The sequence below is a fragment of the Paenibacillus sp. NEAU-GSW1 genome (genome assembly GCF_009737085.1).
Taxonomy (GTDB): Bacteria; Bacillota; Bacilli; order Paenibacillales; family Paenibacillaceae; genus Pristimantibacillus.
Genome location: NZ_WOVL01000010.1, coordinates 119,725 through 144,983, shown reverse-complemented (window position 1 = coordinate 144,983; position 25,259 = coordinate 119,725). Strand labels below are relative to the sequence as shown.

Here is a 25,259-nt window from a genome sequence, read left to right as displayed (position 1 = left end):
TTCTCCTTTTTCATCGTCTAGCCTTTGAACCGTTGGACGACGGTGCCCTTTCCGTCCTGGACTTCGATTTCCGCATAAGCTCCGTTGATGAACGTCATTTGCGGCGGAACATGACCGCAATCGATATCGTAGACGATCGGAATGTCCAGCTCTTCCGCTAACTCCGCATAAACCTCTTCATGCGTGTATCCGTTAAACGGGCTGTCGACTCCGTTTCTTCCAAACAGGATAGCCGAGCAATTGGCAAACCAGCCCGCCAGCTTCATTTGCACCAAGGAACGGCGCAAATCAGCTGTGTTTAGCTCGCAATTTTCCAAATACCAGACAATAGGTTCATTCTGAATGAAATGGGATTGAAAATGGCGGACATCGCCGTATGGCGTTCCGATCACATGCCGGATAATGTCGATACAGCCGCCAAGCAAACGCCCTTTAGCGCGGACGGGATTGCCGGAAACGGTGCGCCATTCCGTCTGCTCCGTTAGATTGAAAACATGCGGAGAAGGATTGTCATGCGTCCATTCCTTTTGATAGAGCTGCGACGAATGCTGAGCGACAGTACCGCCGGTTTTTGTCGATAGAACCGATTCCCACATGCCAGTCGTTTCATCTGACGTTTCGCCCCTCAAATCGATAAAATTCATCGCATGTGCGGTAGCAATGCCGGTCTTTATCGTAACTGTGAACAGCAACAGGCTGACATCGGAATACCCGACGATCCATTTGGCAGGCAGTGACGAAAAGTCGATGTGCTCGACCATTTCAATTAGCAGCTCGCCGCCCCATGGCGGAATAATGACATCTATGCTTTTATCTTGCATCATCGCTTGAAATTCGGCTGCGCGCACGGAAGAATGAGCCGACCGCACTTTATTTTGCGTCCAGGGCGTTTCCCCGAAACGGACCTTGTATCCTTTGGCTGTTAGACGTTTGTCCGCCTCATGGAGCAGGTGATGCACCGTCGGACGCGCTCCTGAAGAAGGGGCGGTGACGCCAAGCGTGGCGCCTTGTGCAAGTATAGGATAAGTGATCAAGGAATATCATCCTTCCTTTTTATGGTATAACGTCCATTATAGTTGCATGGTTCGGGAATGGGAAGGGGAGATTTATAGGGAAGGATGTGGGACAAATCGTGTTTTGGCTATCGTATGCTGGCTCATTTCTTGTATAGCGATTGGTTACGGATTGTATATGACGAAGGAAGTTTATCGGCGAATGGGTGCGGCGGACTTTGCGCTCAAGCCAAATCTGTTTAACTTGTCATCGGATTCGGTTGTCGGCTGGTTCATTGGGGCGGTAGCTTCAATTATTGGCGGGTTGTTTATTGGACTGTTCGTTAAGCTGATGCCTTGGCAGGTGGCAAGGGGCGTTCATTTTGGAATAGGCGCGGGCATGCTTATAACGGGATTTCTCGCGCTGAGATAAGAGGGGGTAGTATGGGAGGTCCTTGCATGCCGCATTCTCGCCGCAAAACGCGCCGTTGAGCAAGCAGTTATTCGAGTTCAGTTCTCCCGAAACCTGCTAATGTGCAGGTTTTTCGGCCGAGAATTAGGGGAATGGCCCGTAAGCCTGCAAAAGCGCAGGAATAGCATAGTCTGGCTGCTCCAAATCCGACAAAGTAGGGGGAAAGGATGTACTTTTGCAGGAATTAACCCGTCAGGTGTAGAGGGTAACGGAAAAAACTGCATAATTGCAGGTTTAACTACGTGAAAAATGCCAGGCCATAAGCTGCAAAAGCGAAGAAGTGTGCAGAAATGCAGGAATAGAGAGAGCAATCGAAAAAAGAGGCTCTCCCATAAGGGTAGCCTCTTGTCAATTGTAAGTATGGTGCGGTCGAGAGGACTCGAACCTCCACGGCTGTTACACCACTAGAACCTGAATCTAGCGCGTCTGCCAATTCCGCCACGACCGCATATCATAATATGTTCCCTATGGTAGCATGCCGGGCGGAAGCGAGTCAAGCGTTTGAGCAAAGTTCAAATATTCAGCATATTTTCCCTCGAATGGACAAACAATGAAGGGAAACGATACCGACTGCTTGCTGGCAGTCATATGAAGAAGGAGTGTTTGTCCGGTGAAAGGGAACGGCAAAAAAATGTACGGATTGCTGCTGGCGGGGGCGGCAGTGCTTCTGCTCTATGCTGGCGGAGGAGACGGTCAAGTTGCGGCAAGCGCGCCTTCGGAATCTTCGGCGAGCAATCGCCAAATTGCGATTGTAATTGACGACTTCGGCAACGATATGGACGGAACAGAGGAAATGCTGAAGCTTCCAGTTAAATTTACAGTAGCGGTCATGCCGTTTATGCCGACGACGAAACGGGATGCCGAAGAAGCGCACCGGCTCGGTCATGACGTAATCGTCCATATGCCGATGGAGCCGAACCGGGGCTTGAAGTCTTGGCTGGGGCCAGGCGCGATAACGACAGATTTAAGCGATGCCGAAATTCGCAGCAGAGTGGAAGCCGCGATTGATGCGGTGCCTTATGCGGTCGGGATGAATAACCATATGGGCTCGAGAGTTACTGCGGATGAGCGTGTCATGCGCATCGTTATTGGCGTATGCAAGGAGCGGGGGCTGTTTTTTCTCGACAGCCGAACGACTTTCAAAACGGTTGTGCCAAAAGTAACGAAGGAGCTCGGCGTTCCGCTCGTATCCAATGACGTGTTTCTCGATGACATCTATACAGAAGCGCATATTTCCAAGCAGATCGGCGTTGTCCGCAAGCATCTGGAAAGTCATGAGTATTGCGTCGTGATCGGGCATGTCGGGCCTCCAGGCAAAAAGACCGCCGCAGTGCTGCGGCAGTCTATTCCGGCGATGCAATCCGGCGCTCAAGTTCAATTTGTAAAAGCGGCTGCTATGCTTCCATCTTCACCGGGTGACCCATTTGTATTGCCGAATCCCTGAGGCGATAGCTGCGGCGACGCGAAGCTGCTGGCGCGGATCGGTCAGCATCGCCCGGTCGCTTTCATTGCTAATAAAGCCCATCTCTACGATAACCGCTGGCTGATCGACTCTGCGAAGCAAATAAAATGGTTTCCCTTCGCGCGGCAGGAAAGAAGTTTGCTGCTGCCGGTTTAATGTGTCTTGAATGCAAAAGGCGAGCAACGCGCTTTCGCCGCTTCCTTGATGAAGGACGAGCGGGCCGCTTTTTGTGCGGTTTTTGGTCCAATTGACATGGAGGCTGACTAGCAGCTGCGTTTCGATTTCCTCGGTAAGCTGCCTTCGCTGCGACAGGTCGCGCCGATGCCGGGAACCGGAAATATGCCAGCGATTGTCGTCGCTAAGCGCGTAGTCGCCAGTCCTGTTCAACACAGCTGGAATGCCTTGGCTGTTCAGCAGCAAATAAAGCTTTTGGGCGATAGCGAGGTTAATATCCTTTTCAAGCACGGAATCCGCCGTCGCCCCTCCATCAATGCCGCCATGGCCGGCATCAATAAGGACGATTGCGGAAGGCATCGTCCAGCCGCTGTCGTTTGATGAATGCCGGGGCTGTTGTTCAGCAGCCGTGTCCGGCGCTGCAGCCGCCTCAATCGCACATACAGGCAGCAGGAAAAGCGCTGCTGCAAGCCGCCAAATTTTAAACAAAACAAACTCCTCCTGACATCAGTACTTTGAGCTGAGCTCAAAGTCACTCCTTTTTAAGCTCACCATATATAAGCGCTGATTGCTATTATCGTGGCTTATTGGAGGAAAACTCATACACGTTTATGAACGGAAGAAGCAGGGCAAACTTTTAGCAAGCAGAAACGGTTTCGCCGTACACTTGCGGCGTCGGCGGAGTTTCGTTTCGCGTTGAAATATAAGCGTATTTATAAGTGAAAACTTATAAAACCTTATATTTTAACAAATCGAATGACGAGGTGAGAATGATGGCAAAAGGCGGCAGTGAACTGATTCAATACATGACCGTACAGTTGGTTCAATATATAGAGACTCCGCGGTCGGAGCGAAAGCTCAAGCGAGCGATGGCCAAAGCAGGACGAGAGCATTGGCTGACGCGATGGTTCGGCGTAGGGGCAATGAGCTTGCTGCTCTGGAAAAGAAACGTCGAAGAGCATCATATTACCGATAAAAAGCGCCTAGTTCCGCAAGCAGCTGAATCGGAATAAAACGTTTGCTCCCGCTCCATTCGTCGGATTCAAGCGCGGCATAGGAGGTGCCTCCTTCCCAGCTGTGGAAGCCGGTTACGGACCAGACATACCGCATTTTGCCGTCGTATCTCTCGGCTGTATATTGCAAAGGTTTTTTCGCTTTGAGCCTGTACAGCACCTTCGAAATATCGTCTTTGCTTGCTGCAAGCGGGGTATCGCCTGTGAGCCAAGATAATTTGCCATAAGGATCAAAGGACGGATTTGCAGCTGAAGCGAGCATCGTAGGCGCAGCAGCATCGGAATCGGATAGAAGCAATTGAGGAAGAGCAGCGAGAAGCTGTTCTTCTTTTTTTGCCGCTTTAGTCCAGACTTCATCCTCTAAAGGCAGCTGTTCTCCGCTCATGGCGTCGTTATATTCGACTTCATCGGCTGATTTCGAGCTTGTCCGCCAAACAGCAAGCAAAGGATGGATATACCGAATTTCCGGCTGTTTTTGCGATAATGTTGCTTTATCCCCTTCTAAATACGGAAGCAGCGTTTGCTTATCGTATAAATATTGGCCAATGCCATATTCCCCTATCGTGAAGCCGCCGTCCTGCGCGGCATGAATGACCGCGTATCCGACTGTATTTCCTTCTGGTTTTTGCTTAATAAGCGCAAGCCAGCTATGCGTTCCGGGTCCAAGCGGCGTTTGTTCTGCATATGCTCCCTTCCAGGCTTCGAATCCCGGCTGTTCAGCCAACTGATCGATCCAGCTTTGCAATGCTTTGTCAGAAAACGAGACATCGGCTTGAATATTGGAAGGGGAAGTCGCATGCGCGGCCGTCGGAGACATAACAATCGCGACAGCAATCGTTGAACAGAGCAGCGTTCTTATCCATTTTCGCAACAATAGTCACCCTTTTCATCGGCAGACAAAAACTGCCTTTATTATTTTGCTTGTTGTATTTATTGTAGAGGACAAGCGCGCAGAAGGCTGTTGATTGCTGTCGCGATTGCGGCGTTTAGTCACACTCTTTTTTTGCCGGATTGTTGCGAATGAAGTCTGATTGCCGCTAATCGATGCCCTCGAGATGAAAGATGCCGCAATTTATGGCGGATGCAGTCACCCGCGGCTCGTATTGCCATTTAATTTCCGCTTGCCGCTGGCGGTATTGCTCTTCAACTGCCGATTTCGTTTCCTCTGTCGCCGATTGAATAAGCGGTTCATAGTAACTTTTGATGCGGAGCAGCTCTTCATCCAGCCGGGCAGCGGCGCCGACGGCCCAGCTGTAATCATAGCCTTTAAGCTTTCGCTCCAGCGATTGCTCGATGATATTCAGCGCTCTGGCAAGCGTCAGGCCGTTTTTGGTTACATGAACGTTGGAAGGGAGTCTAGGCGTTAATTTAATCTCCTGCAGCCGATCTTGAAAATGCTCAACCAGATGGCCTGTGGCTAAAGAAATGCCATAGCTGTAAATTTCCTCGCGTTTCATATCGCAAGCGAATTCTACGCGCATGTTGACGCCAAGCCATGCGGTATACGGCGTAGATTGGAACGGATTGTTTGCCCGTCTATCCGGTTCCTGGAATAAGTTGACGTAGCTTCCGGACGTTCTGGCCGCCGTAAAAAGTTGTTCAAGCCTGCGGGAGCCGAAGTATAAATCCTCGCGCGGCAATCGTACATTGGCCGTAAAATGGTTCGGAACGAAGCCGAGCGTTCGGCCAAGCGCCGCGTTGGCAGCTGCTTCCTCGGGTGAAGCAGCTTCATTGCGCTCCGTTTGACTGGAGCTTTTGGCTGCGGTGATCATGTCGTACTTCTGGGTATCGGTAACGAACAGAAAAGTCATCGTTTCAGGTGGCTCGCCGGTTCGATCGACAAAACTCCAGTAATAGGGACGATTTGTCAGCTCGCGGTCTGCGCTCGGCGACAGCTTTACGGTAATATGGGCTGGCGATTTTTCAATAATGGAGCATTGCGTCGCCTCCAAATAGCGATGAACGAATTTATGCACTTGTTTCTCGTTCATGGATGAATCTCCACCTCCTGGCCTAATGACGTCATATTTGATAAAAGGGACGCCGGATCGGCAGATTCATTGCGCAGCTTGACAAGCGAGGAGCCAAGATTGTTGATTTGCGCGCGCAAATGCTCGCCATTGCCGCCTGATTGAAGCAGGACGCGGGCGAGCTGCTGCTCAAGCGAGCCTTCGCCTTTCTCGAATTTTTCGAGAATATGGTCGAGTTCGCCGATAACGAGCTCAAACAGATTGATTTTCTCATGCAGCAAATTAACGATATGCTCTTCGATCGTCCCGAGCGTGCAAAGGTTGTAAATATGAACATCTTCGGTTTGGCCAAGTCTGTGTACGCGGCCGATTCGCTGCTCGACGCGCATCGGATTCCAAGGCAGGTCGAAGTTGATCATATGGTGGCAAAATTGCAAATTGATCCCTTCGCCGCCCGCTTCCGTTGCGATGAGCACTTGAGCCCGGCCGCGAAACAGGTCCATCATCCAGTCTTTTTTACCGCGATTCATGCCGCCTCGATACGGCACGGCAACCATGTTGTTGTTGCGGAAAAACTGCAGCAAATATTCTTGCGTCGCCCGGTATTCGGTGAAAATAATAACTTTCTCGTTCGTTTGCCTGATGAGCTCAAGCGTTTTTTCCGCTTTCGTGTTGGATTCAATTTGGCGTATAAATTCAACAAGCTCCCATATTTTCGGACGCATAGGGGAGTCTTCGGCCGTTTTCTTAAAGAGATTGACGAGCGTGACGAACACCGCATCGCGGCTGCTGCAAACTTCGCGCTGCAGCGTGACAAGGGAAAGCATGCTCGTTAAATCGCCTCCGCTTTCGTCATAGCGCTCGCGAACGAATGCGGTAACGGCGTCATACAGCGCTTTTTCTTCGGCGGAAAGCTCTAATGGAATGTTGCGTACAATTCGTTTTGTGAAGGAAATGCCTCCGTCGCCGCGCCGGTTGCGAATCATAATGCTGGACAGAGCGTTCTGCAGCTGATCCTCGTTTTTAGGCAGCCGTTTGTCCACCACAAAATTGGCGGCAAATTCACTCTGGCCGCCGAGCTGGCCGGGCTTGAGCAGCGTAATTAGATTGAACAATTCGTCGAGGTTGTTCTGGATAGGCGTCGCCGTCAACAGGAGACAATATTTTTTGCGCAGTTGAACGACGAATTGATAGTTGGTCGTCTTTTTGTTTTTCAGCTTATGAGCTTCGTCGATAATGATCAGGTCGTAATCGTTGCCGAGCACGAGCTCACGGTGCGGCTCGCGTTTGGCCGTATCAATGGAGGCGACGACGACGTCGTAATGCCAAGTATGCTCTTTCTTTTGGGCCACGGCTGCGATGCCGAATTTTTGATTGAGCTCACGCACCCATTGCAGCACAAGCGATGCGGGAACGAGAATGAGGGCGCGGCGAACGAGTCCGCGGACGAGATATTCTTTCAGCACGAGCCCGGCTTCAATCGTTTTGCCAAGTCCGACTTCGTCGGCCAGGATGGCCCGTCCGCCCATCTCATGCAGCACTTTGCGGGCGGTGCTGATCTGATGCGGCATCGGCTCAAGCATTGGAAGCGTCCTTAAGCATTGCAATTGATCGAAGCTGTCGATGCGCTTCGCTTGCTCAGCCTCCATTGACAGCTGGAACAGCGTCCAATCGTCCCACGGCCCGTTTCTAGCGATTCGTCCTTGCAGCTCGTCAAACCAGCTCCGGTCTAGCGTTAAATCGACTAAAGGATGAAGTTTGCGAGTAACGGCATTTGCCATTAAGGCTGTTCCCGGCTGCGCTGGCGATCCGGCAGCTTCAGACAAGCTGTCGTCAGCGAGCGGATTGGCATTGTTATTCGGATTAAGAGTGGACAAAAGAGCGCAACTCCTTTCGGGCAAAAAAGCGATAGTTGCCATTAGTATGCCCTAATGGAGAGGATTAATAAGAAGAAGCATAAATAAAAGCGGAATTTGATCGTTCATGAACGATTGGACTTCAAATCAATATATTGTGTGTTATAATAAGACATATACACAATATGTTGATTATCGGTGATGGAGCCAAATCGGGACAGGGGAGGCTGCAGCGATGGTGAATGCGGAAGGCAATCGGCTTGAAGGGTTGAGCGAGAAAATATTTCTCGATCGTTATGCGTGGAAAAAAGCCGATACAAGCGGAACGTCGGCAGGAGATATTGTGCTGGTGTTGACAAAGGACGATCCGAAGTTTCCAACGAAAGAAGTTGGCGAGGTCATTGAGCGCCAAGGGAACGAGGTTCGTGTCAAGCTTAGGAGCGGCGAGATTATTCAATCCAGCATTGAGAAGCTGACATTGACGATTGAGAAGTCTCCCGAAGAAATGTGGAATCGGCTTGCTGCGGCCATGGCCGGCGCGGAGCAAACGGAAGAGAAGCGGGAATTGTGGACGGAACGCTTCCGCTCTATTTTGTATGATTGGAAGCTTGTGCCTGGCGGGAGAATTGCGGCTGGAGCGGGGGCGAGCGACGAGCTTACGCTGTTCAATTGCTATGTTATTCCTTCGCCAAAGGACAGCAGAGGCGGCATAATGACTACGCTGTCCGAAATGACTGAAATTATGGCGCGCGGGGGCGGGGTCGGCATCAATCTTTCTTCGCTGCGTCCGCGCAGGGCAATCGTTGCCGGAGTGAACGGGTCGTCGAGCGGCGCCGTATCATGGGGCGGCTTGTTCAGCTATACGACAGGGCTGATCGAGCAGGGAGGCAGCCGAAGAGGAGCATTAATGCTCATGATTAATGACTGGCATCCTGACGTGCTCGACTTCATTACCGTCAAGGAGACTATGGGGCAAATTACGAACGCCAATCTGTCCGTTTGCGTCAGCAACGGCTTCATGAAGGCGGTCAAAGAGGATTTGGAGTGGGAGCTTGTATTTCCCGATACGAAGGACCCGGAATACGATGAGCTATGGAATGGCGATCTGGCGGATTGGAAACAACGAGGGAAAAAGACGGTTCACTATCGCACGGTCCGAGCCCGCGAAATATGGCATACCATCATTGAGTCGGCCTGGAAATCAGCAGAGCCTGGCGTCGTGTTTATGGAATACTACAATCAAATGTCCAACAGCTGGTACTTCAATCCGATTATCAGTACAAATCCATGCTTTCATCCGGATACGAGAATCTCTACGGAATTCGGCTTAATGACAATTGAAGAGCTTTATCACAAGGTTGGAAGTCAGCCTTTTACCATCGCTACGGACAGCCGTCTTGTCGAGCATGCTAAGGTAGCAGGCGGTCGTTCATATGAAATGCTGGGTACTATGTTGCGTAGGGCAACCGTCTTTCCTACTGGAATTCGCCAAACCGTTAACATTGCGCTTGCAAACGGAATGGAGCTGAAAGTAACGCCAGAGCATCAGATTTATACACAGAGCGGATGGAAAAAAGCAAGCCAGCTTGCATCGGACGACTATGTCTATATCCAGTCGGGCGAAGGACAATTTAACGAACAAAACGAGCTGGGCGAGGAATGGGGAGCTTTTCTAGGCTGGTTAACTGGCGACGGATGGCTTTCAAAGCGCGGCGATATCGGCATGGTGTTCGGAAAAGACGACATCGAGATGATGGACACCATGATTCGGTATGGCGAGAAGCTTAGCGGTGTCAGGGCAAAAGCGTTTGAACGGAAGAACGGAACCTGGAATGTGTATTGGTGGCGAAATGCTTTTAGGCAGAAACTGCTGGAATACGGTGTTCGTGCGGTTGCTGCTCCGGAAAAAGAAGTGCCGGATATTATGTTTACAGCCGGGAGGAAGAGCGTTGCCGCTTTTCTTCAAGCTTTGTTTAGCGCTGACGGTATTGTTTATGAACGAGATGAGATGCATCGGAGCGTCTGCTTGACTTCGGCTTCGAGAAAGCTGCTGCAGGGTGTTCAGCTTTTGCTCCTTCAATTCGGTGTTCATGGACGGATATACAGCCGATCAAAGAAGAAACAATCGCAATTCAATTATATAACCGCCGCAGGAGATGTTTGCGAATATAAAAGCAATCCCTTCTTCGAGCTCATTATCTCGGGGAATAACCTGCTTGCCTTTAAAGAAAAAATCGGATTCCTTTTTATCGCAAGGAAGCAAGAAGCGCTTGAACGAATCGCTCGGCCATCCCGAAAAATGGAGAAGTTTATGTCCAAAGTCCTTTTGGTCACGGAAGGTGAAGTCTCGGTCGTCTATGATATACACGAGCCCGAGACGAATTCGCTTATTGCCGGAGGGATAGTCGCTCACAATTGCGGTGAGCAGGGCTTGCCGGGCTGGGGCGTATGCAACCTGTCGGCGATTAACTTGTCCAAGTTTTATGATGATGGCAAGCATGCGGTCGACTGGCCGGAGCTAGCCACGGTGACGCGCTGGTCCGTTCGTTTTCTTGATAATGTAATAGATACAACGCCTTATCATTTTGAAGAAAACGAGGCCAATCAGAAGCGGGAACGGCGCATCGGACTCGGCACGATGGGGCTTGCAGAGCTAATGATCAAGCTTGGTATTCGCTACGGCAGCCCGGAATCGCTTCGTTTTCTTGATGAGCTTTATAGCTTCATGGCGCGGGAAGCGTATCTTGCTTCCGCTGAAATTGCGGCGGAGAAGGGATCGTTTGAAGCTTTCGATGCGGATCTTTTCGTGCAAAGCGGTTTTATGCGTCATATGATCGAAGCATTCCCGGAAATCGGCACTGCCGTTAGGGAACAAGGGATGCGTAACGTAACGGTGCTTACTCAAGCGCCGACCGGCAGTACAGGGACGATGGTCGGAACCTCGACCGGCATTGAGCCTTACTTCGCCTTTGAATATTTCCGTCAAAGCCGGCTTGGCTTCGACAAGCAATTGGTGCCGATCGCACAGCAGTGGAAGGATGCCCATCCCGGCGAGGAGCTGCCGGACTATTTCGTTACGGCGATGGATTTGTCGGCGAAGGATCATATTCGCGTTCAAGCGGCAATCCAACGCTGGGTAGACAGCTCGATTTCGAAAACAGCCAATTGTCCAAACGATTTCACGGTAGAGGAAACGAAAGAGCTGTACGAGATGGCATTCGATTTGGGCTGCAAAGGCGTTACCATCTACCGTGACGGAAGCCGCGACGTACAGGTGTTGTCGACGGCGAAGGATAAGGGGGCTGCCGAGGTCAAGCCGGATGATGCCACAGAACCTGTTGGTCCTGCAAATTCCGGAGCCAAAGAGCCAGCAGCAGCTTCAGGCGCAGACAATGTCTACAAGCGCCGTCCGCAAATGCTGCGGGGAGCAACATACAAAATCAACACCCCGTTCGGGATGGCCTATATTACGATTAACGACTTGAACGGCACACCGGCTGAAGTGTTTCTAAATGTCGGAAAAGCGGGCTCGGACGTCTTCGCCATGGCGGAAGCGCTGGGTCGCGTATGCTCGCTGTTTCTCCGTTACGGCGACCACGGCAACAAAGTACAGCTGCTTATTAAGCATCTGAAAGGAATCGGCGGCTCTGGCGCAATCGGCTTCGGCGTCAATCGGGTAGAATCGATTGCCGACGCTGTCGCTAAAGCATTGGAGACGCATATCGAGAGTGTGGATGAACATGCCGCTGCGTCAGAGCTTGCGCCTCTTGCGAATGAAGGAGACAAGGAAACAGCGCTGACTGTTAATGAGCAAACGCCACACAAATATAGCAACGATACAGGTTCACGCGATCTTTGTCCATCTTGCGGTTCAGCTACGCTCATCAGCATCGAAGGCTGCAAGCAGTGCAGCAACTGCGGGTTCAGCAAGTGCAATTAATAAAAACGGCAGTTTCATTTGAGATGAAACTGCCGTTAATATATTTGTGCAGTACACGAGTTAATGTCGATCGTCGAGCAGATTGAGATAGCCAGTCAAGTTTAGTGAGACAAAAGTCGTAAAAAACCGTTGTAAAATAAGGCGCGTCCATCATAATATGTGGAATTTATTGTAAATTGGCGGGAGTGCATTATAGGAAGGCTCGAAGAGGGGCTTTTTTGCTGTAAGGTCCAGGAAGGAAAACAGGGTCGACGCTGTGTTATCAGTGTCGACTCTGTTGTTTAGCTATTTTTGCATTTTCGCTTTTTGCTTGATCGACTGGTCTAATCTTCTGCTAAAGCCGATGCCAATCAAGCCGAAAGCGGCGAGCGCTGCCGCCAGCCATGTGAGCGAAGGCAGGCCGAACAGCGTAATGGCGAGTCCGCCTGTGTATGCGCCTAGCGCGTTGCCAACATTCAACGCCGAGTGGTTTGCTGTGGCCGTTAGCATCGGCGCGTCTCCGGCGAGCGTCATCGTTCGCAGTTGAATGCCCGGCATAATGGCAAATGCGGCTACACCCCAAAGAAATATCGTGATGACAGCGAGAATCGGATTAGACAACGCGGCTGTCAGAACGGCCAAAATGATCGCAAGCACAGCAAAGTTTGCGGCAAGGTAAGGGAGCGGTTTCCAGTCGGCCAGCTTGCCGCCGATCATATTGCCGATCGTTACGCCGATGCCGAATATAACGAGTATCCAGGTTACGCTGCTCTCTTGGTAACCGGTGATCGATTGCAGTACGGGCGAAATATAAGTGAATAACGCAAACAGGCTGGCGCAGCCAAACAAGCCGACGAGAAGCGTAAGCAGCACCTGCGGCTTCAACACGCTCCGTATCTCCTGCTTGAGGCTTGTAGTGTGGCTCTCGCGGATAACCGGAATAAATTTCATAATGCCGAGAAGCGAGAAAACGCCAAGTACAGTAATGACGCCAAAAGAGGCTCTCCAGCCAAAATGCTGGCCGATAAACGTACCAATCGGTACGCCGATAATATTAGCGATCGTTAAGCCGGCAAGAACGATCGAGACGGCACTGCCGCGTCGGTCTGGCGAGACAAGATAAGTGGCGATTAGCGATCCGACGCCAAGAAAGGTGCCGTGCGCAAGCGCGGTCAACACTCGGGCCGCGATGAGAAGCGGGTACGTCGGCGCTATCATCGAGAGCGCATTTCCAAGGATGAAAATACCCATCAGCCCGATTAATAGTTTCTTCTTCGGCTGAGAGTGAGTAAGCATGGTTAGCAGCGGAGCGCCGATCGCGACACCCAGCGCGTACGCGGTAATGATCTGGCCGGCTTGCGAGATCGTTACATGTAAATCCTTCGCCACATTCGGGAGCAATCCCATGACCAGAAACTCCGTCATGCCGATTGCGAAGGCTCCGATAGTAAGGCAGATGAGCGATAAGGGGAATGCTCTTGTCGCAGACGAGCTGTTTGTTGCTTGAATAGACTGTGTCGGTTTGTTCATGATGCTGACTCCTGTTCAGTTGCTTTTAATAAGCTTAGTAAAGGTAAGCACATAATAACTGCTCATCATAATGAAGCGCAATGCTGGATCTTGGCTTTTTTTTATGTAATGCCCAGTTGTTTGATTGGTTTTTTGTTATCTTCTCATTTGTTATCATGATAGGAACATATATTAAGCCGAAACGGAGATGTATCACCTCATGAATAATAATTTCGACCAACTTATTGATAGACGGAATACGAGATCGTACAAATGGGATGATATGGAGCGGATTTTCGGTGCTGACGATTTGCTGCCGCTTTGGGTTGCAGATATGGATTTCAGCGTACCGCCTGCGATAAAAGAAGCGCTGGTCAAACGCGCTGAGCTTGGCGTGTACGGCTATACGACACATTCGAATGACTATTACGAGGCGATTGCCGGCTGGTTTAACCGGCGCCATGGCTGGCAAGTCGATCCGAGCTGGATTTCCGACTCGCCGACTGTTGTGACCTCGCTTAGCGTTTGCGTGGAGCAGTTCAGCGCTCCCGGGGACCGCGTCGTCATTCAAACGCCGGTATATCCGCCTTTCTATGAAGTGATCGAAGGCAACGGCCGCATTGTAGCGAAAAACCCGCTCGTACAGCGAAACAACCGATTTGAGATGGATCTTGCCCATTTGGAGCAGCTGTTCGCAGAAGGCGCAAAGCTGTTTATTCTTTGCAGTCCCCACAATCCCGGCGGACGCGTCTGGACGAGAGCGGAGCTGGAGGCAGTCGGCGCTCTTTGCATAAAATACGGAGTTGCGGTTGTTTCCGACGAAATTCATTGCGACTTGACGTTCCCTGGACACGAGCATACACCGTTTTCGTCCTTGTCGCCGGAGATAGCGGAACTAACGATAATATGTACTGCTGCGACGAAGACGTTCAATTTGCCGGGCGTTCAAACCTCATTCCTTATTACGTCGAATAAGCAATGGAAACGCCGCATCGATACGCGATTGAAAGTGCTTGGATTGAATTACCCGCACCATTTTATCGAGGCCGCCATTATTGCCGCTTATAACGAAGGGGAGCAATGGCTGGATGAAATGCTGGCCTATGTGAAAGGCAACCTCGATTTTGCATTGCAATATTTGGCCCAACATTTGCCTGAGGTCAAGCCGCTCCTGCCGGACGGCACGTACTTGCTTTGGGTGGATTGCCGAGGGCTTGGCATCGCGCAGAGCAGCCTGAAAAAATGGATGGTTGAGGAAGCGAAGGTAGCCTTTAGCCTCGGCTCTACGTTCGGAACTGAGGGCGAAGGCTGGCTGCGGATTAATCTTGCGGCTCCGAGGTCCATTGTCGCTCAAGCGCTGGAGCAATTTTGCAATGCGGGCAAGCTTGCTCTTAAATAAAAGGCGTCAATGAACGGGACGAACGGGAGATAATACGACATATCCGGTATAATAGAACAGCTCTCTGAGCAGAAAAGGCAGCTTCGTCTTCATGCTCTTGTAAGCAGAGTTCGGTGTGGGCGCTGCATAGGCGTCCATATCGAGCTTTTTTGCCATAGTCATCGAACGTTTCATATGAAGCGGATCGCTTACAATCGCAAACGTGCTCAGACCGCTAGCCTTGGCAAGTTTGCGCGTAAACAATAGATTTTCCTCCGTAATTTTCGATTGTGTCTCCACTAAAATATGTGCAGAACTTACGCCTTGCTTAATGGCATAATCCCGGGCAACTTCCGCTTCTGCCCATTTTCCTCCGTGGCCTTTTCCGCCTGTAAAAATAATTTTTCGCACATAGCCTTTCTTATATAGCTTGATGCCGTAATCAATTCTGGCCTGAAATACGGGAGAAGGCTTTCCGTCCCATACGGCTGCGCCAAGAACGACGGCGGCGTCTGCATATAAGGGTGCGCGCTGCGCGCTGTGCTCTCCGAATGTCCAAATGCTGTACGCGTTGAAAAGCAAGTAGCTCAAGGTGAACAGAAACAATGCAATTACGCTGCGTTTGATGCTTTTTTTCGAAATAGTCATAGTAATGTAGACGAACGGAATCGTGAAATGTTTCGCCACCTCGCGCGCTTTGTGATAAGTTAGAAGAGATATGGTTGTCCTTTATTAATAGCTATAGCGTTTGAGCAAGGAGGTATGAGCCGATATGACGGCAACATATGCGAAGGATCCTTTTATCCGAAATGATCGGGAAGCGGCCATTGCGGCAAGATCGGATCGATTGGCGGTCGGGTTTGCTGAGCGGGCTTCGGGGCATGACCGAGAGGGCAGCTTTCCTTTTCAAAATTTTGCCGACCTTTCCGCGAGCGGATATACGAAACTGACGGTGCCGGAAGCTTATGGAGGGGAAGAGGCTTCCCTATATGAGCTGGTGCTGGCGCAAGACCATCTTGCCCGCGGAGACGGCTCGACAGCGCTTGCGGTCGGCTGGCATCTGGGACAGCTGCTGCAGCTGCGCATTACGCGAGCATGGCCGGAGCAGCTTTACGCCGAGCTATGTGGTGAGGTTGTGCTTCACGGCGCGTACTTTAACAATTACGCAAGTGAAAGAGCGACTGGAAGCCCAAGCCGCGGCGGCAGGCCGGAAACGGCAGCTGTACGGTGCGAAGGCGGCTGGCTGATCAACGGCCGGAAAACGTTCAGCACGCTAAGCCCGATAGCGACTCATTTCACGGTGACGGCTTGGGTGGAAGAAGAACAACGAGTCGGTGAGTTTCTTGTTCGCATGGGAGACGGCATAACGATAGAAGAAACCTGGAATACGATGGGGATGCGGGCGACTGGCAGCCATGATTTGTTGTTGAACGATGTTTTTATCGCAGAAGCTGCTTCGGCAGAAGGAGCCGCAATACGTCCGGCGGCTATCGCTTCAGACTACGGCGGCGCGCTGCTTCATATACCGGCCTGTTACATCGGCATCGCCCATGCGGCGCGCGATTTTGCAATCCAATTTGCGAAGGAATACCGGCCAAACAGCCTGAATGGCGGTTCAATAGCTGAACTGCCTAATATTCAGCGTCAGTTGGGCGAGCTGGAAGCGGAGCTTATTACGGCAAGAACGCTGCTGTACAGCGTCGCAGATCGTTGGGACAAAGATCCGTCCGGGCGCGAGAGCTTGCGGCCTGAGCTGGGACTGGCGAAATATGCCGCGACGAACGGCGCGCTGCGCATTGTCGATTTGGCGATGCGGGTAGTAGGCGGAACAAGCCTTTCTCGAACGCTGCCGCTGGAGCGGATGTATCGAGACGTGCGGGCGGGGCTGCATAATCCGCCGATGGATGACGTCGTTCTTACAGGGCTGGCGAAGCGGGCATTGTTATAAGCGCGAAAAAGAGCGGAAGCGATCTTCGAATCGCTTCCGCTCTTATCTTGCGGGCAATAAAAAAGAAGCTTGATAGAATCAAGCTTCGGTTATGTCTGAAAGGATGGTCGGGACGACACGATTTGAACATGCGACCCCCTGGTCCCAAACCAGGTGCTCTACCAAGCTGAGCTACGTCCCGTCCAAAAGATGGTGCCGGCGATAGGAGTCGAACCCACGACCTACTGATTACAAGTCAGTTGCTCTACCAACTGAGCTACACCGGCATATTAAGTATCGGACACAAAAAGTATTATGCCATAAACAAATACGATTATGCAACCCTTTTTTTAAATCTTTATTAAATTTATTTTTTTACTTTGAAAAGCACGACCGCGCTGTAATGCATTTTGCCCGTATTTGGATTAAATGCGGCTTGGTGCTGAACGGAAGCGACATCGAGCAACAGCGCCTTATTATTTTCGATTTGCCTGTCGATTTGCTGCTCCAGCGACCGCAAGTCATTCGCCTCGAAAAACTCTACCTTATTTTCTATTAAATCCAATCGAAAGCTCATATTGAGCCCTCCTTCATCCGATATAGTTATTTGTGACTATTATAAGGCAATTCGTTCGAACGCGTCCATCCAGCAGAAAAGAACGGTGTCAAACGATGTTCACACACCCATGAATCCGAAAAAGGCAAACTTATCGAAAGGTAAGGACGCAAAGCTATGGACCTAAGGCTGTCTGACGACAGTGAAGGCAGCCAAGCCGCCAGATAATGAATACGAAAGCTATTCGTCCATCTGGCCGGGTAGCTTTATTCTTTTTCAGGCAAAGAAGAGGAGAACTGACAGATGAAACAATGGAACCAATGGTCGAAACAGGCGGCCATGCTCGTAAGCAAACGGAACATATCTACCAAACTGCTTCTTATTACCACTCTCATTACTTTATTCAACATTGGCTCGGGCATCCTTATTTACACGCAAAACTTATCGGTATCAGGCGCGGTGAAAGATTCCAGGGAGCTGAGCAATGCTGAGAGGCAATATAAAGAAATTGAAGATTCGATGCTTCAATCGCTGCTTCTGATGATCGATACCATAGAGAACGGCAGCAGCGGTTCTAACCAGGCCAACGCTTCTAACAATGGAGATTCCTACGCGGAACGGATCCAAATGAACTTAAAGGCATTGCCCGAAATGCTGAAGAGCTTAGAAGTCACTTTCCAAAAAATCGACCGCAAATACCCGGTTGAAGATGGAGAAATGCCATATGCAAACGTCGTAAAAGTGTTCAACCTTGCGTTTGAGAGTCTGAACAATTTTACGGTGGTCGATACGGATATGACGAGCGAGATGAAATCGCTGCGCGTCAGAGAGCTAACCGGCATCTATACCATTACGCTGAACTATGCCAGTACTTCGATTCAGGAACGAATGCGCGAGGATGTTGCCGATAATGAGAAACGGCTGGAGCGGAGCGTCAATACAGCCAACACGATCATTATTATTAATGTCATTTTGCTTGCCGTACTGCCGTTCTTGATGTCCTATGCGCTAAGCCAAAGCCTCAAAAAAGGTTTAAAGAGTGTTATGGCAAGGATCAATGCGTATAAAAATAGCGATTTTACTTTCGAGCAAACGCTGAATCGGCATGATGAGCTGGGCGAAATCGATCGGCTATTATCAGAGATGGGAGGCCAGCTGCGCGATACAATTAAAGCGACACTCGAAGTGAGCGGCACCGTGTTAAGCATGTCCAATTCAATGGGCGATATGATCGGCCGTAACCGGACTGCTTCCGAAGGAGTTAGCAGCCAAATTAAGGTTGGAACGGCAACGCTCCTTTCCCAATATGACGATGCCTCTTCTATCTCGGCCGTTACGGAGCAAATATCGGCAAGCTCAGAGGAAATCGCCGCTTCCACAGAATATATCAACGGCGACATGCAGCAAATGCGGCAATCCTCAATGGAAGGCTCGCTGGACATGGAAGGCGTCGTGGACAAAGTAAACCAAACGGTCGAGCAGTTTGAGCTCGTCAAGGACGCTTTCGGACGCATTGTAGAGCGTTTCGGCAATGTTACGAAGTTTTTGGGCGGCATTCAGGATTTGAATACGCAAACGAATTTGCTGTCGCTCAACGCCTCGATTGAATCGGCTCGTGCAGGCGAACACGGCAGAGGCTTTGCGGTTGTCGCTGAAGAAATCCGCAAGCTTTCGGGACAAACGGAAACATTCTCTAAGAACATTACAAAGGAGCTTCATCTGATCCAGGGAGATATTTCCTCCAGCAGCGATCGTCTGAACGTTTTCGCAGAGGTCATCTCGACAACGAAAACGGCTTCGGTTTCGGCAAGCGAGATGTTTAAAGGATTAGAGCGGCAAAGCGGAGCGCTTTCCGAGCAGGTTAAGGAAATTTCGACCGCCATCGGAGAAATTACGGCCGGGATGACCCATATCGTTACGGCGGTGGACAAGCTGCTGCATACGTCGCAGGATGTGAACGGGAAGATGGAATTGATGACTGGCTTATCCGGGGAGCAGAATGCTGTTTCTGATCAATTGAGCTCGCTCGCGGAAGATTTGAAGCAATCATCGGTGCTGCTTAAGGAGAAGGCGTCCATTTTTAAAGTGTAATAAAGTCACCACAACGTCATTCGAGTCATGTTGAGAGTAGCAATTCACGCCTCTGAGGCAATATAATGGAACTCGTTATATCATAAAGCGGACACTTCTTGGAGCAAATTCCGCAAGGAGTAAGTTTTGCTTCGCAAAACTAGGCAAATGCTTACGGAGTAGAACGATACTGTTATTGGAGGGCTTGGAAACAATGGGTACAATTCAATTTCCGAAAGATTTCTTATGGGGAACCGCTACTGCGGCTTACCAGATCGAAGGAGCATATAATGAGGACGGTCGCGGCCTGAGCATTTGGGATACTTTCTCCAAAACGCCGGGTAAAGTGCTTTTCGGACATACAGGCGACGTCGCTTGCGACAGCTACCACCGCATTGATGACGATGTGCGTCTGCTGAAAGAGCTCGGAGCGAGAGTTTACCGTTTTTCGATTGCATGGCCGCGTATCATTCCGCAAGGAACCGGCGCTGTAAACGAAGCTGGTCTAGCCTATTACGAAGAGCTTGTAGACAAGCTGCTTGCGAACGGCATTGAGCCATTTGTTACGCTGTACCATTGGGACTTGCCGCAAACGCTGCAGGATCAAGGCGGCTGGGAAAACCGTTCTACAATCGATGCGTTTGTAAATTATTCGGAGGTTGTGTTCAACCGTCTGAACGGCAAGGTTAAAAAGTGGCTGACGCTGAACGAGCCATGGTGCATTTCGATTTTGTCGAACTACATAGGGGCGCACGCTCCTGGCAAACAAGATATGCAAGCGGCGCTGGACGTTGCCCACCATATTCTTGTCGCGCACGGCAAAACGGTGAAACGTTTCAGAGAATTGGGCATAGAAGGCGAAATCGGATACGCTCCGAATACGGAATGGCGCGAACCATACAGCTCGAACGAAGATGACATTCGCACGGCGCTGCTGCGCAACGCTTCGTTCAACCAATGGTTCCTTTCGCCGGTGCTGAAAGGCGAATACCCGCAGGAAGTAGTAGAATGGTATGCATCGAAAGGCTTCAATGTAAAAATCGAAGCAGGCGATATGGAAATCATTAATCAGCCGATCGATTTCCTTGGTATCAACTACTACACAGGTAGCCTCGTTCGTTATGCGCCGGGCAACGATATTTACGACAGCCAAGAAATCAGCTCGGGCTATGAGAAAACTGATTTTGACTGGAACATTTATGCGGAAGGCTTCTACCGCGTATTGACTTGGATTACTTCCGAGTACGGCGCGCTTCCGATCTATATTACCGAAAACGGCGCCTGCTACGAGGCCGACAAAGTCGACGGCAAAGTTCGCGACAACAACCGGATTCAGTTTCTGCACAAGCATGTGCTGGCGCTGCACCGCGCGCTTGAATCCGGCGTGAACTTGAAAGGCTACATGGTGTGGTCGCTGATGGACAACTTTGAATGGGCGTTTGGCTATTCGAAGCCGTTTGGTCTCGTTCATATCGACTTCGACACGCTTGAGCGCACGCCAAAAAGCAGCTATTACTGGTATAAAAACGTAATCGCGAGCGGCTGGCTGGAAGTTTAACACGCTGCGGTTGATGAAGACGGTTCAGGAGCAATTCTGAACCGTCTTTTTTAATTTGTATTCCGCTGTTGCAGTCAACGCCGTCCAACTGAAGACTCAACCAATGAACCGTATCTCAAGGCGTTAACGAAGCTGCTTCGCAAAATAAAGAATCGATATTCGCTAAATGGACCGTTTTACGGAGGCAGATTGGCATTAGAGCACCATATTTCGCTAATGGGGAAGGCAAGTTCTTTAAAAGCGAACTTGCCTTCGTACTTTTAGGATATCGAACTAAATGGCTGGAGATAGCGCAAATGTATTCGTTAATGAGCGAAGCTGCTTCGCAAACTCCGAATCTGGCCAACGGGCAACGATATCATGCAAACTCCGAAACCGGCCGCACTCTAACGGTCGAACTCCCGATTAGCTGCACAGACTATCTTTCATGCTCGCCTCGATCATACATACCTGTAATTCCCGCGCTACGACTCACCCGAAGTATTACAGAGGATAGTCCCCATTCTCAATTTGTAAAATAAAGTGAAAAATAGGCTTTACTTTCTCCATTTACTAGTGTACTATTCAACTATAACACTAACACGATGGCACACGCAGCGCATTTAGCCCGCGCCATCTACCGCGAATAAGAAGGAGGATTGCCCATTGTGACGATGACATTTGACAACAATCAGCCGATATACTTGCAAATTATGAACTATATGAAGCGGCAAATTATTGTCGGGAAGCTGAAGCCGGGCGATAAGATCGATTCGGTACGGGAGCTTGCAGCCGAGCTGCAAATTAACCCGAACACGATTCAGCGAACGTTTCAAGAGCTGGAGCGGGAAGGCATAGTCGAGACAAGACGAGGTCTTGGCCGCTATGTAACGAGCGAGGAGGCGACCATAATGACCATTAAGAAAGAGATGGCTGGCGATTTGCTGGATCGTTTCGTGCAAGGCATGAAGGAGCTTGGCTTCGAAAGCAATGACATCGTTTCGATTGTTGCCGAAGCGGTGACTGGCAGCGATGCAAAGGGGAGTGGAAAGCAGTGAGCAGCTTGTTGAAACTTTCATCTGTATCGAAAAACTACGGATCGAAGGCAGCTTTGAAAAATGTGTCCCTTGAGCTTGGCGGCGGAAAAATCGTCGGATTGCTCGGCAGCAACGGCAGCGGCAAAAGCACATTGATGAAAATGGCTGCCGGATTGCTGCAGCCATCATCAGGCACCATCCAGGTTGACGGAAAGGCGACGGGACTGCAAACGAAGGCGCTTACTTCCTTCTTGCCGGACCGGCCGCTGACCGAAAGCTGGATGAAGGCGGGAGACGCAGTTCAATATTACGCAGATTTCTACTCCGACTTTGACACAGCTAAAGCACGTGAAATGCTTGCGTTCATGAATTTGAAAGGCGACGAGCGGATCGGCTCGCTTTCAAAAGGAATGAACGAAAGACTGCAATTGACGCTGGCGCTTTCGAGAAATGCAAAGCTTTACTTGCTTGACGAACCGATCGGCGGCGTTGACCTGATCGCCCGCGACAAAATATTGGATGCGATTTTGCAATACTATAGCGAAGACAGCTGTATTCTCGTTTCCACACATCTTGTCAACGATATAGAACGCATTTTTGACGAAGTCGTCTTTATTCGCAGCGGCGAGCTTGTTCTGCATGAGGGCGTTGAGGATATTAGGCAGAAGCGCGGCAAAAGCGTTGGAGAGCTTTTCAAGGAGGTGTATTCCGAGTCATGAGCGATTTGCTGAAAATAATGAAGTATGATTGGAAACGCAACAGCTCTGTCATTATTGGGGTCGCTGCCGTGTTTATTATCGTTGAAGCTTTGCTTTTGTTCGGAGGCAGCCGCCCGCAGTGGAGCAAAGAGCTGTTGTTCGTGCTAAGCATGCTTGGATTTGCATGGCTTGGCGCAGCCAACATCTTTCTCATGTGCAAAACCTACGCGAGCAATATTTCTTCTTACAGCCGGCGGCTGCTGCCTGTATCGGGCGGCTGGACGGTGCTGTCGCCGCTCGTGTGGGGCTTACTCGGATTTATCGTGCTTGGAGCGGCCGTTTACGGTTATATTCTGCTGTATGATGCAGTGAATGAGCTCGCATTCGATCCTTTGCTAGTGACGCTGACAAACGTTGCCGGAGGCATATTTCTTAGCCTATGGAATCTGTTGTTCATGGTCTTAGTCATCTTTTTTGCTATTACGATCGCGAAGTCGGTTTACCGTAAAAAGCTTGGTCCATGGCTTGGCATCGCAACATTTTTTGGCATTCAACTGTTCATTTCGTGGCTTGAGCATTTGATTTACAAAAGCGACGTGAATGGTAAGATCACCCAAATCAATTCTACATCCGAAAATGTAACGATGGAGTTTGATCTATGGACGACGCAAACTTGGGGATCTTCGCTCATTCAACTGGTTGCAGCAGTGCTGATTTTTTATTCAATAATTAAACTGCTGAACAAGCGAGTTCAGTTATAGGTACTAAGGACGGTTCCGGACAAATCGGGCCGTCCTTTTTTGTCATTATTTGAAGCATTCGCCCTTTTCTTGCTGTTGACTCGCCGATTTTAGAGTGGTTCAATTAGGAGTGGACGACCATTGTACGATGCGATAATAAACAGAGGGGAACAGGAAATGCAACGATTGACGCAATTTAAAAAGGCGGCTCGAACGAGAGTGCTGCCTGTTATGCTTATACCCGTCGCGCTGGGCGCGCTGGGCGCTTTTGTATGGGACGGTGCATTCCATTTTGGCTTATTTCTATTAACTTTAATCGGGTCGGCCGCCGTTCATTTATTCTCGAATATGATTAATGACTTATGGGACTATTATAACGGAACAGACGAAGCCGCGAAGTCGACGGAAGGCGCCATCTCGACGAATTCCGGCTATTTGACGAACGGAACTTGGCAATTGCGAACGTTTGCGGCCGTTACGTGGGGGCTTTTCGCAGTCGCTGCGGCCTGCGGCATTATTTTATCCATCATTAGCGGCTGGATGGTGCTTGTGTTCGGCGTGCTGGGCGCGCTGCTTGCTTATTTCTATGTCGCGCCTCCGATCCGCTTCGGCTATCGGGGAAAAGGGTATAGCGAGATTGCGATATTGCTCTCTTTCGGCGTACTGCCGGTAGCCGGCGCTTATTATGTGCAAACCTCGCATCTGGATTACCGTGCTCTGCTTCTTTCGCTGCCTATTGGGTTGTTAACGACACTGATCCTGTTCAATCACCACTTCCTGCACTGGCAAGCGGACAAGCAAGCCGGCAAAAGAACGCTGGTCGTCGTTTGGGGCGAACGCCGTGCGCTGCAATTCTCGAGGTCGCTCATGCTGCTCGCCTATACAGCACTAATCGTATGCGTCATTTTCGGGGCGCTCCCGTTCTATGCTTTGCTGGCGCTGCTGACAATCTGGCCGCTTAACAAGGTGTACGGCAAGCTAACGGAGACGAATCCGTCGCCGGCGTACTTGCCTCTAATGGGCGGTTCGCTTCAAGCGACGATCCGCAGCGGTATCATTATGATTGCCGCATTAATCGTGCAAGGACTGATCTAGCAATACGAATAAATTCATCAGGAGGAGAGGAATAACGATGGCAAAACAATGGACACTTGGCGATTTTGATACGATTCTCGACGAAGGGAAAGTATGGACAATCGGCGGCTTTAAGCTGCCTGACGGTTCGTTCTGGCAATACCGCGAGCCGGATGCGGTCGTTATTGTGCGCAACGGCATCCTATATGTGCGAGCGCCGCTTAGCCGCAGCCATGATAAAGTGCAAATTCTCGACAACGCTAAACATATGTATTACTCCGCCGAGCCGGTACAAGTGCCGGAGCAAGGCGAAATCAGCTTTGAGCTGCAAATTCGCGCCCGTTCGCAGAATACGGCTCCCGGCGATTTGTACGACGGCTATGTTTCGCTGAATCTGCTCGATTTCACTACAGGCGGCGCGCTTGATTTCTTTGCAGGCAATGACAAATATGCGAGCGTATACGCAGTGCTTCCGTTCCCGGGCGTGCCGGTTCCGGAATCGGACAAAACGCGGTTCTTCTGCATTTTTAAAGAGGATACCGACTTTAACGCCCGTGAATTCAATACGTACAAAATTACGTACAATCGTTCCGAGGATGAAATCGTATTTTATGTGAACGGACGCGAAGTGCGCCGGGAGAAAGGCGTGCCGGTCAAGTTCAATCAGTTTACGGTTGCTCTTGGCATTATGACCGAGAAAGATTTAACGCCTGAAGGCAGCGTGTCGGTGCATGGCCAGACGGTCATTGGCGAATATTCTCCAATTACGATAACAGTAACAGAGTAAGGATCTATAGGAAGCTTATTAAGGACTCGCAAACGCGTAAATCTCGCAGCGAGTTCTTTTTTTGCGTTACGCTCGGCAATGCATGCTT

21 protein-coding genes, 3 tRNA genes and 1 riboswitch are annotated in these 25,259 nt (G+C 50.3%); of the genes, 13 read left to right on the top strand and 11 right to left on the bottom strand.

What is annotated here, in order from left to right:
• Positions 1-17 precede the first annotated feature (17 nt).
• Complete coding sequence (locus GOM71_RS09980) at positions 18-1,034, bottom strand: S66 family peptidase (protein ID WP_156280478.1); 1,017 nt, start codon at positions 1,032-1,034, stop codon at positions 18-20.
• Positions 1,035-1,137: 103 nt separating this feature from the next.
• Here GOM71_RS09980 and GOM71_RS09975 point away from each other — a divergent pair, with 103 nt between their 5' ends.
• Positions 1,138-1,425 carry a hypothetical protein gene (locus GOM71_RS09975; RefSeq protein ID WP_156280476.1) on the top strand — a complete coding sequence of 96 codons (288 nt, stop codon included), beginning with the start codon at positions 1,138-1,140 and terminating at the stop codon, positions 1,423-1,425.
• 400 nt (positions 1,426-1,825) lie between these two features.
• On the opposite strand, the gene GOM71_RS09970 is transcribed toward GOM71_RS09975, so the two are convergent.
• Positions 1,826-1,912, bottom strand: a tRNA-Leu gene (locus tag GOM71_RS09970).
• Between the two features lie 183 nt (positions 1,913-2,095).
• Here GOM71_RS09970 and GOM71_RS09965 point away from each other — a divergent pair.
• Positions 2,096-2,908 (top strand): divergent polysaccharide deacetylase family protein, encoded by an 813-nt coding sequence (locus tag GOM71_RS09965; protein WP_156280595.1) that lies wholly within the window; start codon positions 2,096-2,098, stop codon positions 2,906-2,908.
• Here GOM71_RS09965 and GOM71_RS09960 read toward each other — a convergent pair.
• The gene (locus GOM71_RS09960; RefSeq protein WP_253944779.1) at positions 2,873-3,589 is read right to left on the bottom strand and encodes an N-acetylmuramoyl-L-alanine amidase family protein; all 717 of its coding nucleotides are present in this window, start codon (positions 3,587-3,589) and stop codon (positions 2,873-2,875) included. The two genes, GOM71_RS09965 and GOM71_RS09960, sit on opposite strands and share 36 nt — an antisense overlap.
• Before the next feature lie 230 nt (positions 3,590-3,819).
• Here GOM71_RS09960 and GOM71_RS09955 point away from each other — a divergent pair, with 230 nt between their 5' ends.
• Positions 3,820-4,113, top strand: a complete 294-nt coding sequence (locus GOM71_RS09955; RefSeq protein ID WP_367649536.1) for a YqzE family protein — start codon at positions 3,820-3,822, stop codon at positions 4,111-4,113.
• Here the strand turns inward: GOM71_RS09955 and GOM71_RS09950 are convergent.
• From GOM71_RS09950 to GOM71_RS09940, 3 genes are all read right to left on the bottom strand, one after another.
• Positions 4,067-4,984: a hypothetical protein gene (locus GOM71_RS09950; RefSeq protein WP_156280474.1), complete on the bottom strand. Its 918-nt coding sequence runs from the start codon at positions 4,982-4,984 to the stop codon at positions 4,067-4,069. The genes GOM71_RS09955 and GOM71_RS09950 overlap by 47 nt on opposite strands.
• A 166-nt stretch (positions 4,985-5,150) precedes the next feature.
• Positions 5,151-6,104 (bottom strand): YqhG family protein, encoded by a 954-nt coding sequence (locus GOM71_RS09945; RefSeq protein WP_156280470.1) that lies wholly within the window; start codon positions 6,102-6,104, stop codon positions 5,151-5,153.
• Positions 6,101-7,864: a DEAD/DEAH box helicase gene (locus GOM71_RS09940; RefSeq protein ID WP_156280589.1), complete on the bottom strand. Its 1,764-nt coding sequence runs from the start codon at positions 7,862-7,864 to the stop codon at positions 6,101-6,103. Before GOM71_RS09940 ends, GOM71_RS09945 begins: the two co-directional genes overlap by 4 nt.
• Before the next feature lie 310 nt (positions 7,865-8,174).
• On the opposite strand from GOM71_RS09940, the gene GOM71_RS09935 reads away from it, so the two are divergent.
• Positions 8,175-11,879: an LAGLIDADG family homing endonuclease gene (locus tag GOM71_RS09935; RefSeq protein WP_156280467.1), complete on the top strand. Its 3,705-nt coding sequence runs from the start codon at positions 8,175-8,177 to the stop codon at positions 11,877-11,879.
• Positions 11,880-12,164: 285 nt separating this feature from the next.
• On the opposite strand, the gene GOM71_RS09930 is transcribed toward GOM71_RS09935, so the two are convergent.
• Positions 12,165-13,388: an MFS transporter gene (locus GOM71_RS09930; protein ID WP_156280464.1), complete on the bottom strand. Its 1,224-nt coding sequence runs from the start codon at positions 13,386-13,388 to the stop codon at positions 12,165-12,167.
• A 199-nt stretch (positions 13,389-13,587) separates the two neighbouring features.
• Here GOM71_RS09930 and GOM71_RS09925 point away from each other — a divergent pair, with 199 nt between their 5' ends.
• Positions 13,588-14,766, top strand: a complete 1,179-nt coding sequence (locus GOM71_RS09925; RefSeq protein ID WP_156280462.1) for a MalY/PatB family protein — start codon at positions 13,588-13,590, stop codon at positions 14,764-14,766.
• Positions 14,767-14,772: 6 nt separating this feature from the next.
• On the opposite strand, the gene GOM71_RS09920 is transcribed toward GOM71_RS09925, so the two are convergent.
• Positions 14,773-15,432, bottom strand: coding sequence for a YdcF family protein (locus tag GOM71_RS09920; RefSeq protein WP_367649535.1), 660 nt, complete (start codon positions 15,430-15,432; stop codon positions 14,773-14,775).
• Positions 15,433-15,517: 85 nt separating this feature from the next.
• Between GOM71_RS09920 and GOM71_RS09915 the strand changes: the two genes are divergently transcribed.
• Positions 15,518-16,693, top strand: coding sequence for an acyl-CoA dehydrogenase family protein (locus GOM71_RS09915; RefSeq protein WP_156280458.1), 1,176 nt, complete (start codon positions 15,518-15,520; stop codon positions 16,691-16,693).
• Positions 16,694-16,797: 104 nt separating this feature from the next.
• On the opposite strand, the gene GOM71_RS09910 is transcribed toward GOM71_RS09915, so the two are convergent.
• The 3 genes from GOM71_RS09910 to GOM71_RS09900 form a co-directional block, all read right to left on the bottom strand.
• Positions 16,798-16,874 (bottom strand) — tRNA-Pro (locus tag GOM71_RS09910).
• A gap of 9 nt (positions 16,875-16,883) precedes the next feature.
• Positions 16,884-16,959: transfer RNA gene (locus GOM71_RS09905), tRNA-Thr, on the bottom strand.
• An 80-nt stretch (positions 16,960-17,039) separates the two neighbouring features.
• Entirely contained in the window at positions 17,040-17,249 is a 210-nt protein-coding gene (locus GOM71_RS09900) for a YrzA family protein (protein ID WP_156280456.1), read from the bottom strand.
• Between the two features lie 113 nt (positions 17,250-17,362).
• Positions 17,363-17,453, top strand: a riboswitch (cyclic di-GMP riboswitch).
• 78 nt (positions 17,454-17,531) lie between these two features.
• On the opposite strand from GOM71_RS09900, the gene GOM71_RS09895 reads away from it, so the two are divergent.
• The 7 genes from GOM71_RS09895 to GOM71_RS09865 all read left to right on the top strand — a co-directional run bounded on the left by GOM71_RS09895 (position 17,532) and on the right by GOM71_RS09865 (position 25,171).
• Positions 17,532-19,319, top strand: coding sequence for a methyl-accepting chemotaxis protein (locus tag GOM71_RS09895; RefSeq protein WP_156280454.1), 1,788 nt, complete (start codon positions 17,532-17,534; stop codon positions 19,317-19,319).
• Positions 19,320-19,512: 193 nt separating this feature from the next.
• A complete protein-coding gene (locus tag GOM71_RS09890) occupies positions 19,513-20,856 on the top strand; it encodes a GH1 family beta-glucosidase (RefSeq protein WP_156280452.1) in 1,344 nt (447 codons plus the stop codon).
• A 647-nt stretch (positions 20,857-21,503) separates the two neighbouring features.
• Positions 21,504-21,893 (top strand): GntR family transcriptional regulator, encoded by a 390-nt coding sequence (locus GOM71_RS09885; protein WP_367649534.1) that lies wholly within the window; start codon positions 21,504-21,506, stop codon positions 21,891-21,893.
• Entirely contained in the window at positions 21,890-22,591 is a 702-nt protein-coding gene (locus tag GOM71_RS09880) for an ABC transporter ATP-binding protein (RefSeq protein WP_367649533.1), read from the top strand. The genes GOM71_RS09885 and GOM71_RS09880 overlap by 4 nt, the downstream gene beginning before the upstream one ends.
• Positions 22,588-23,331 carry a hypothetical protein gene (locus tag GOM71_RS09875; RefSeq protein WP_156280450.1) on the top strand — a complete coding sequence of 248 codons (744 nt, stop codon included), beginning with the start codon at positions 22,588-22,590 and terminating at the stop codon, positions 23,329-23,331. Before GOM71_RS09880 ends, GOM71_RS09875 begins: the two co-directional genes overlap by 4 nt.
• A 156-nt stretch (positions 23,332-23,487) precedes the next feature.
• Entirely contained in the window at positions 23,488-24,405 is a 918-nt protein-coding gene (locus GOM71_RS09870) for a prenyltransferase (protein ID WP_156280448.1), read from the top strand.
• A 37-nt stretch (positions 24,406-24,442) separates the two neighbouring features.
• The gene (locus GOM71_RS09865) at positions 24,443-25,171 is read left to right on the top strand and encodes a DUF6081 family protein (protein WP_156280446.1); all 729 of its coding nucleotides are present in this window, start codon (positions 24,443-24,445) and stop codon (positions 25,169-25,171) included.
• Positions 25,172-25,259: the final 88 nt, after the last annotated feature.

Bases quoted from the DNA above. Each gene is read 5' to 3' on its own strand.
- GOM71_RS09965 (WP_156280595.1), top strand. From the start codon at position 2,096: ATGTACGGATTGCTGCTGGCGGGGGCGGCAGTGCTTCTGCTCTATGCT.
- GOM71_RS09945 (WP_156280470.1), bottom strand. From the start codon at position 6,104: ATGAACGAGAAACAAGTGCATAAATTCGTTCATCGCTATTTGGAGGCG.
- GOM71_RS09940 (WP_156280589.1), bottom strand. From the start codon at position 7,864: ATGGCAAATGCCGTTACTCGCAAACTTCATCCTTTAGTCGATTTAACG.
- GOM71_RS09935 (WP_156280467.1), top strand. From the start codon at position 8,175: ATGGTGAATGCGGAAGGCAATCGGCTTGAAGGGTTGAGCGAGAAAATA.
- GOM71_RS09930 (WP_156280464.1), bottom strand. From the start codon at position 13,388: ATGAACAAACCGACACAGTCTATTCAAGCAACAAACAGCTCGTCTGCG.
- GOM71_RS09925 (WP_156280462.1), top strand. From the start codon at position 13,588: ATGAATAATAATTTCGACCAACTTATTGATAGACGGAATACGAGATCG.
- GOM71_RS09915 (WP_156280458.1), top strand. From the start codon at position 15,518: ATGACGGCAACATATGCGAAGGATCCTTTTATCCGAAATGATCGGGAA.
- GOM71_RS09900 (WP_156280456.1), bottom strand. From the start codon at position 17,249: ATGAGCTTTCGATTGGATTTAATAGAAAATAAGGTAGAGTTTTTCGAG.
- GOM71_RS09895 (WP_156280454.1), top strand. From the start codon at position 17,532: ATGAAACAATGGAACCAATGGTCGAAACAGGCGGCCATGCTCGTAAGC.
- GOM71_RS09890 (WP_156280452.1), top strand. From the start codon at position 19,513: ATGGGTACAATTCAATTTCCGAAAGATTTCTTATGGGGAACCGCTACT.
- GOM71_RS09875 (WP_156280450.1), top strand. From the start codon at position 22,588: ATGAGCGATTTGCTGAAAATAATGAAGTATGATTGGAAACGCAACAGC.
- GOM71_RS09870 (WP_156280448.1), top strand. From the start codon at position 23,488: ATGCAACGATTGACGCAATTTAAAAAGGCGGCTCGAACGAGAGTGCTG.
- GOM71_RS09865 (WP_156280446.1), top strand. From the start codon at position 24,443: ATGGCAAAACAATGGACACTTGGCGATTTTGATACGATTCTCGACGAA.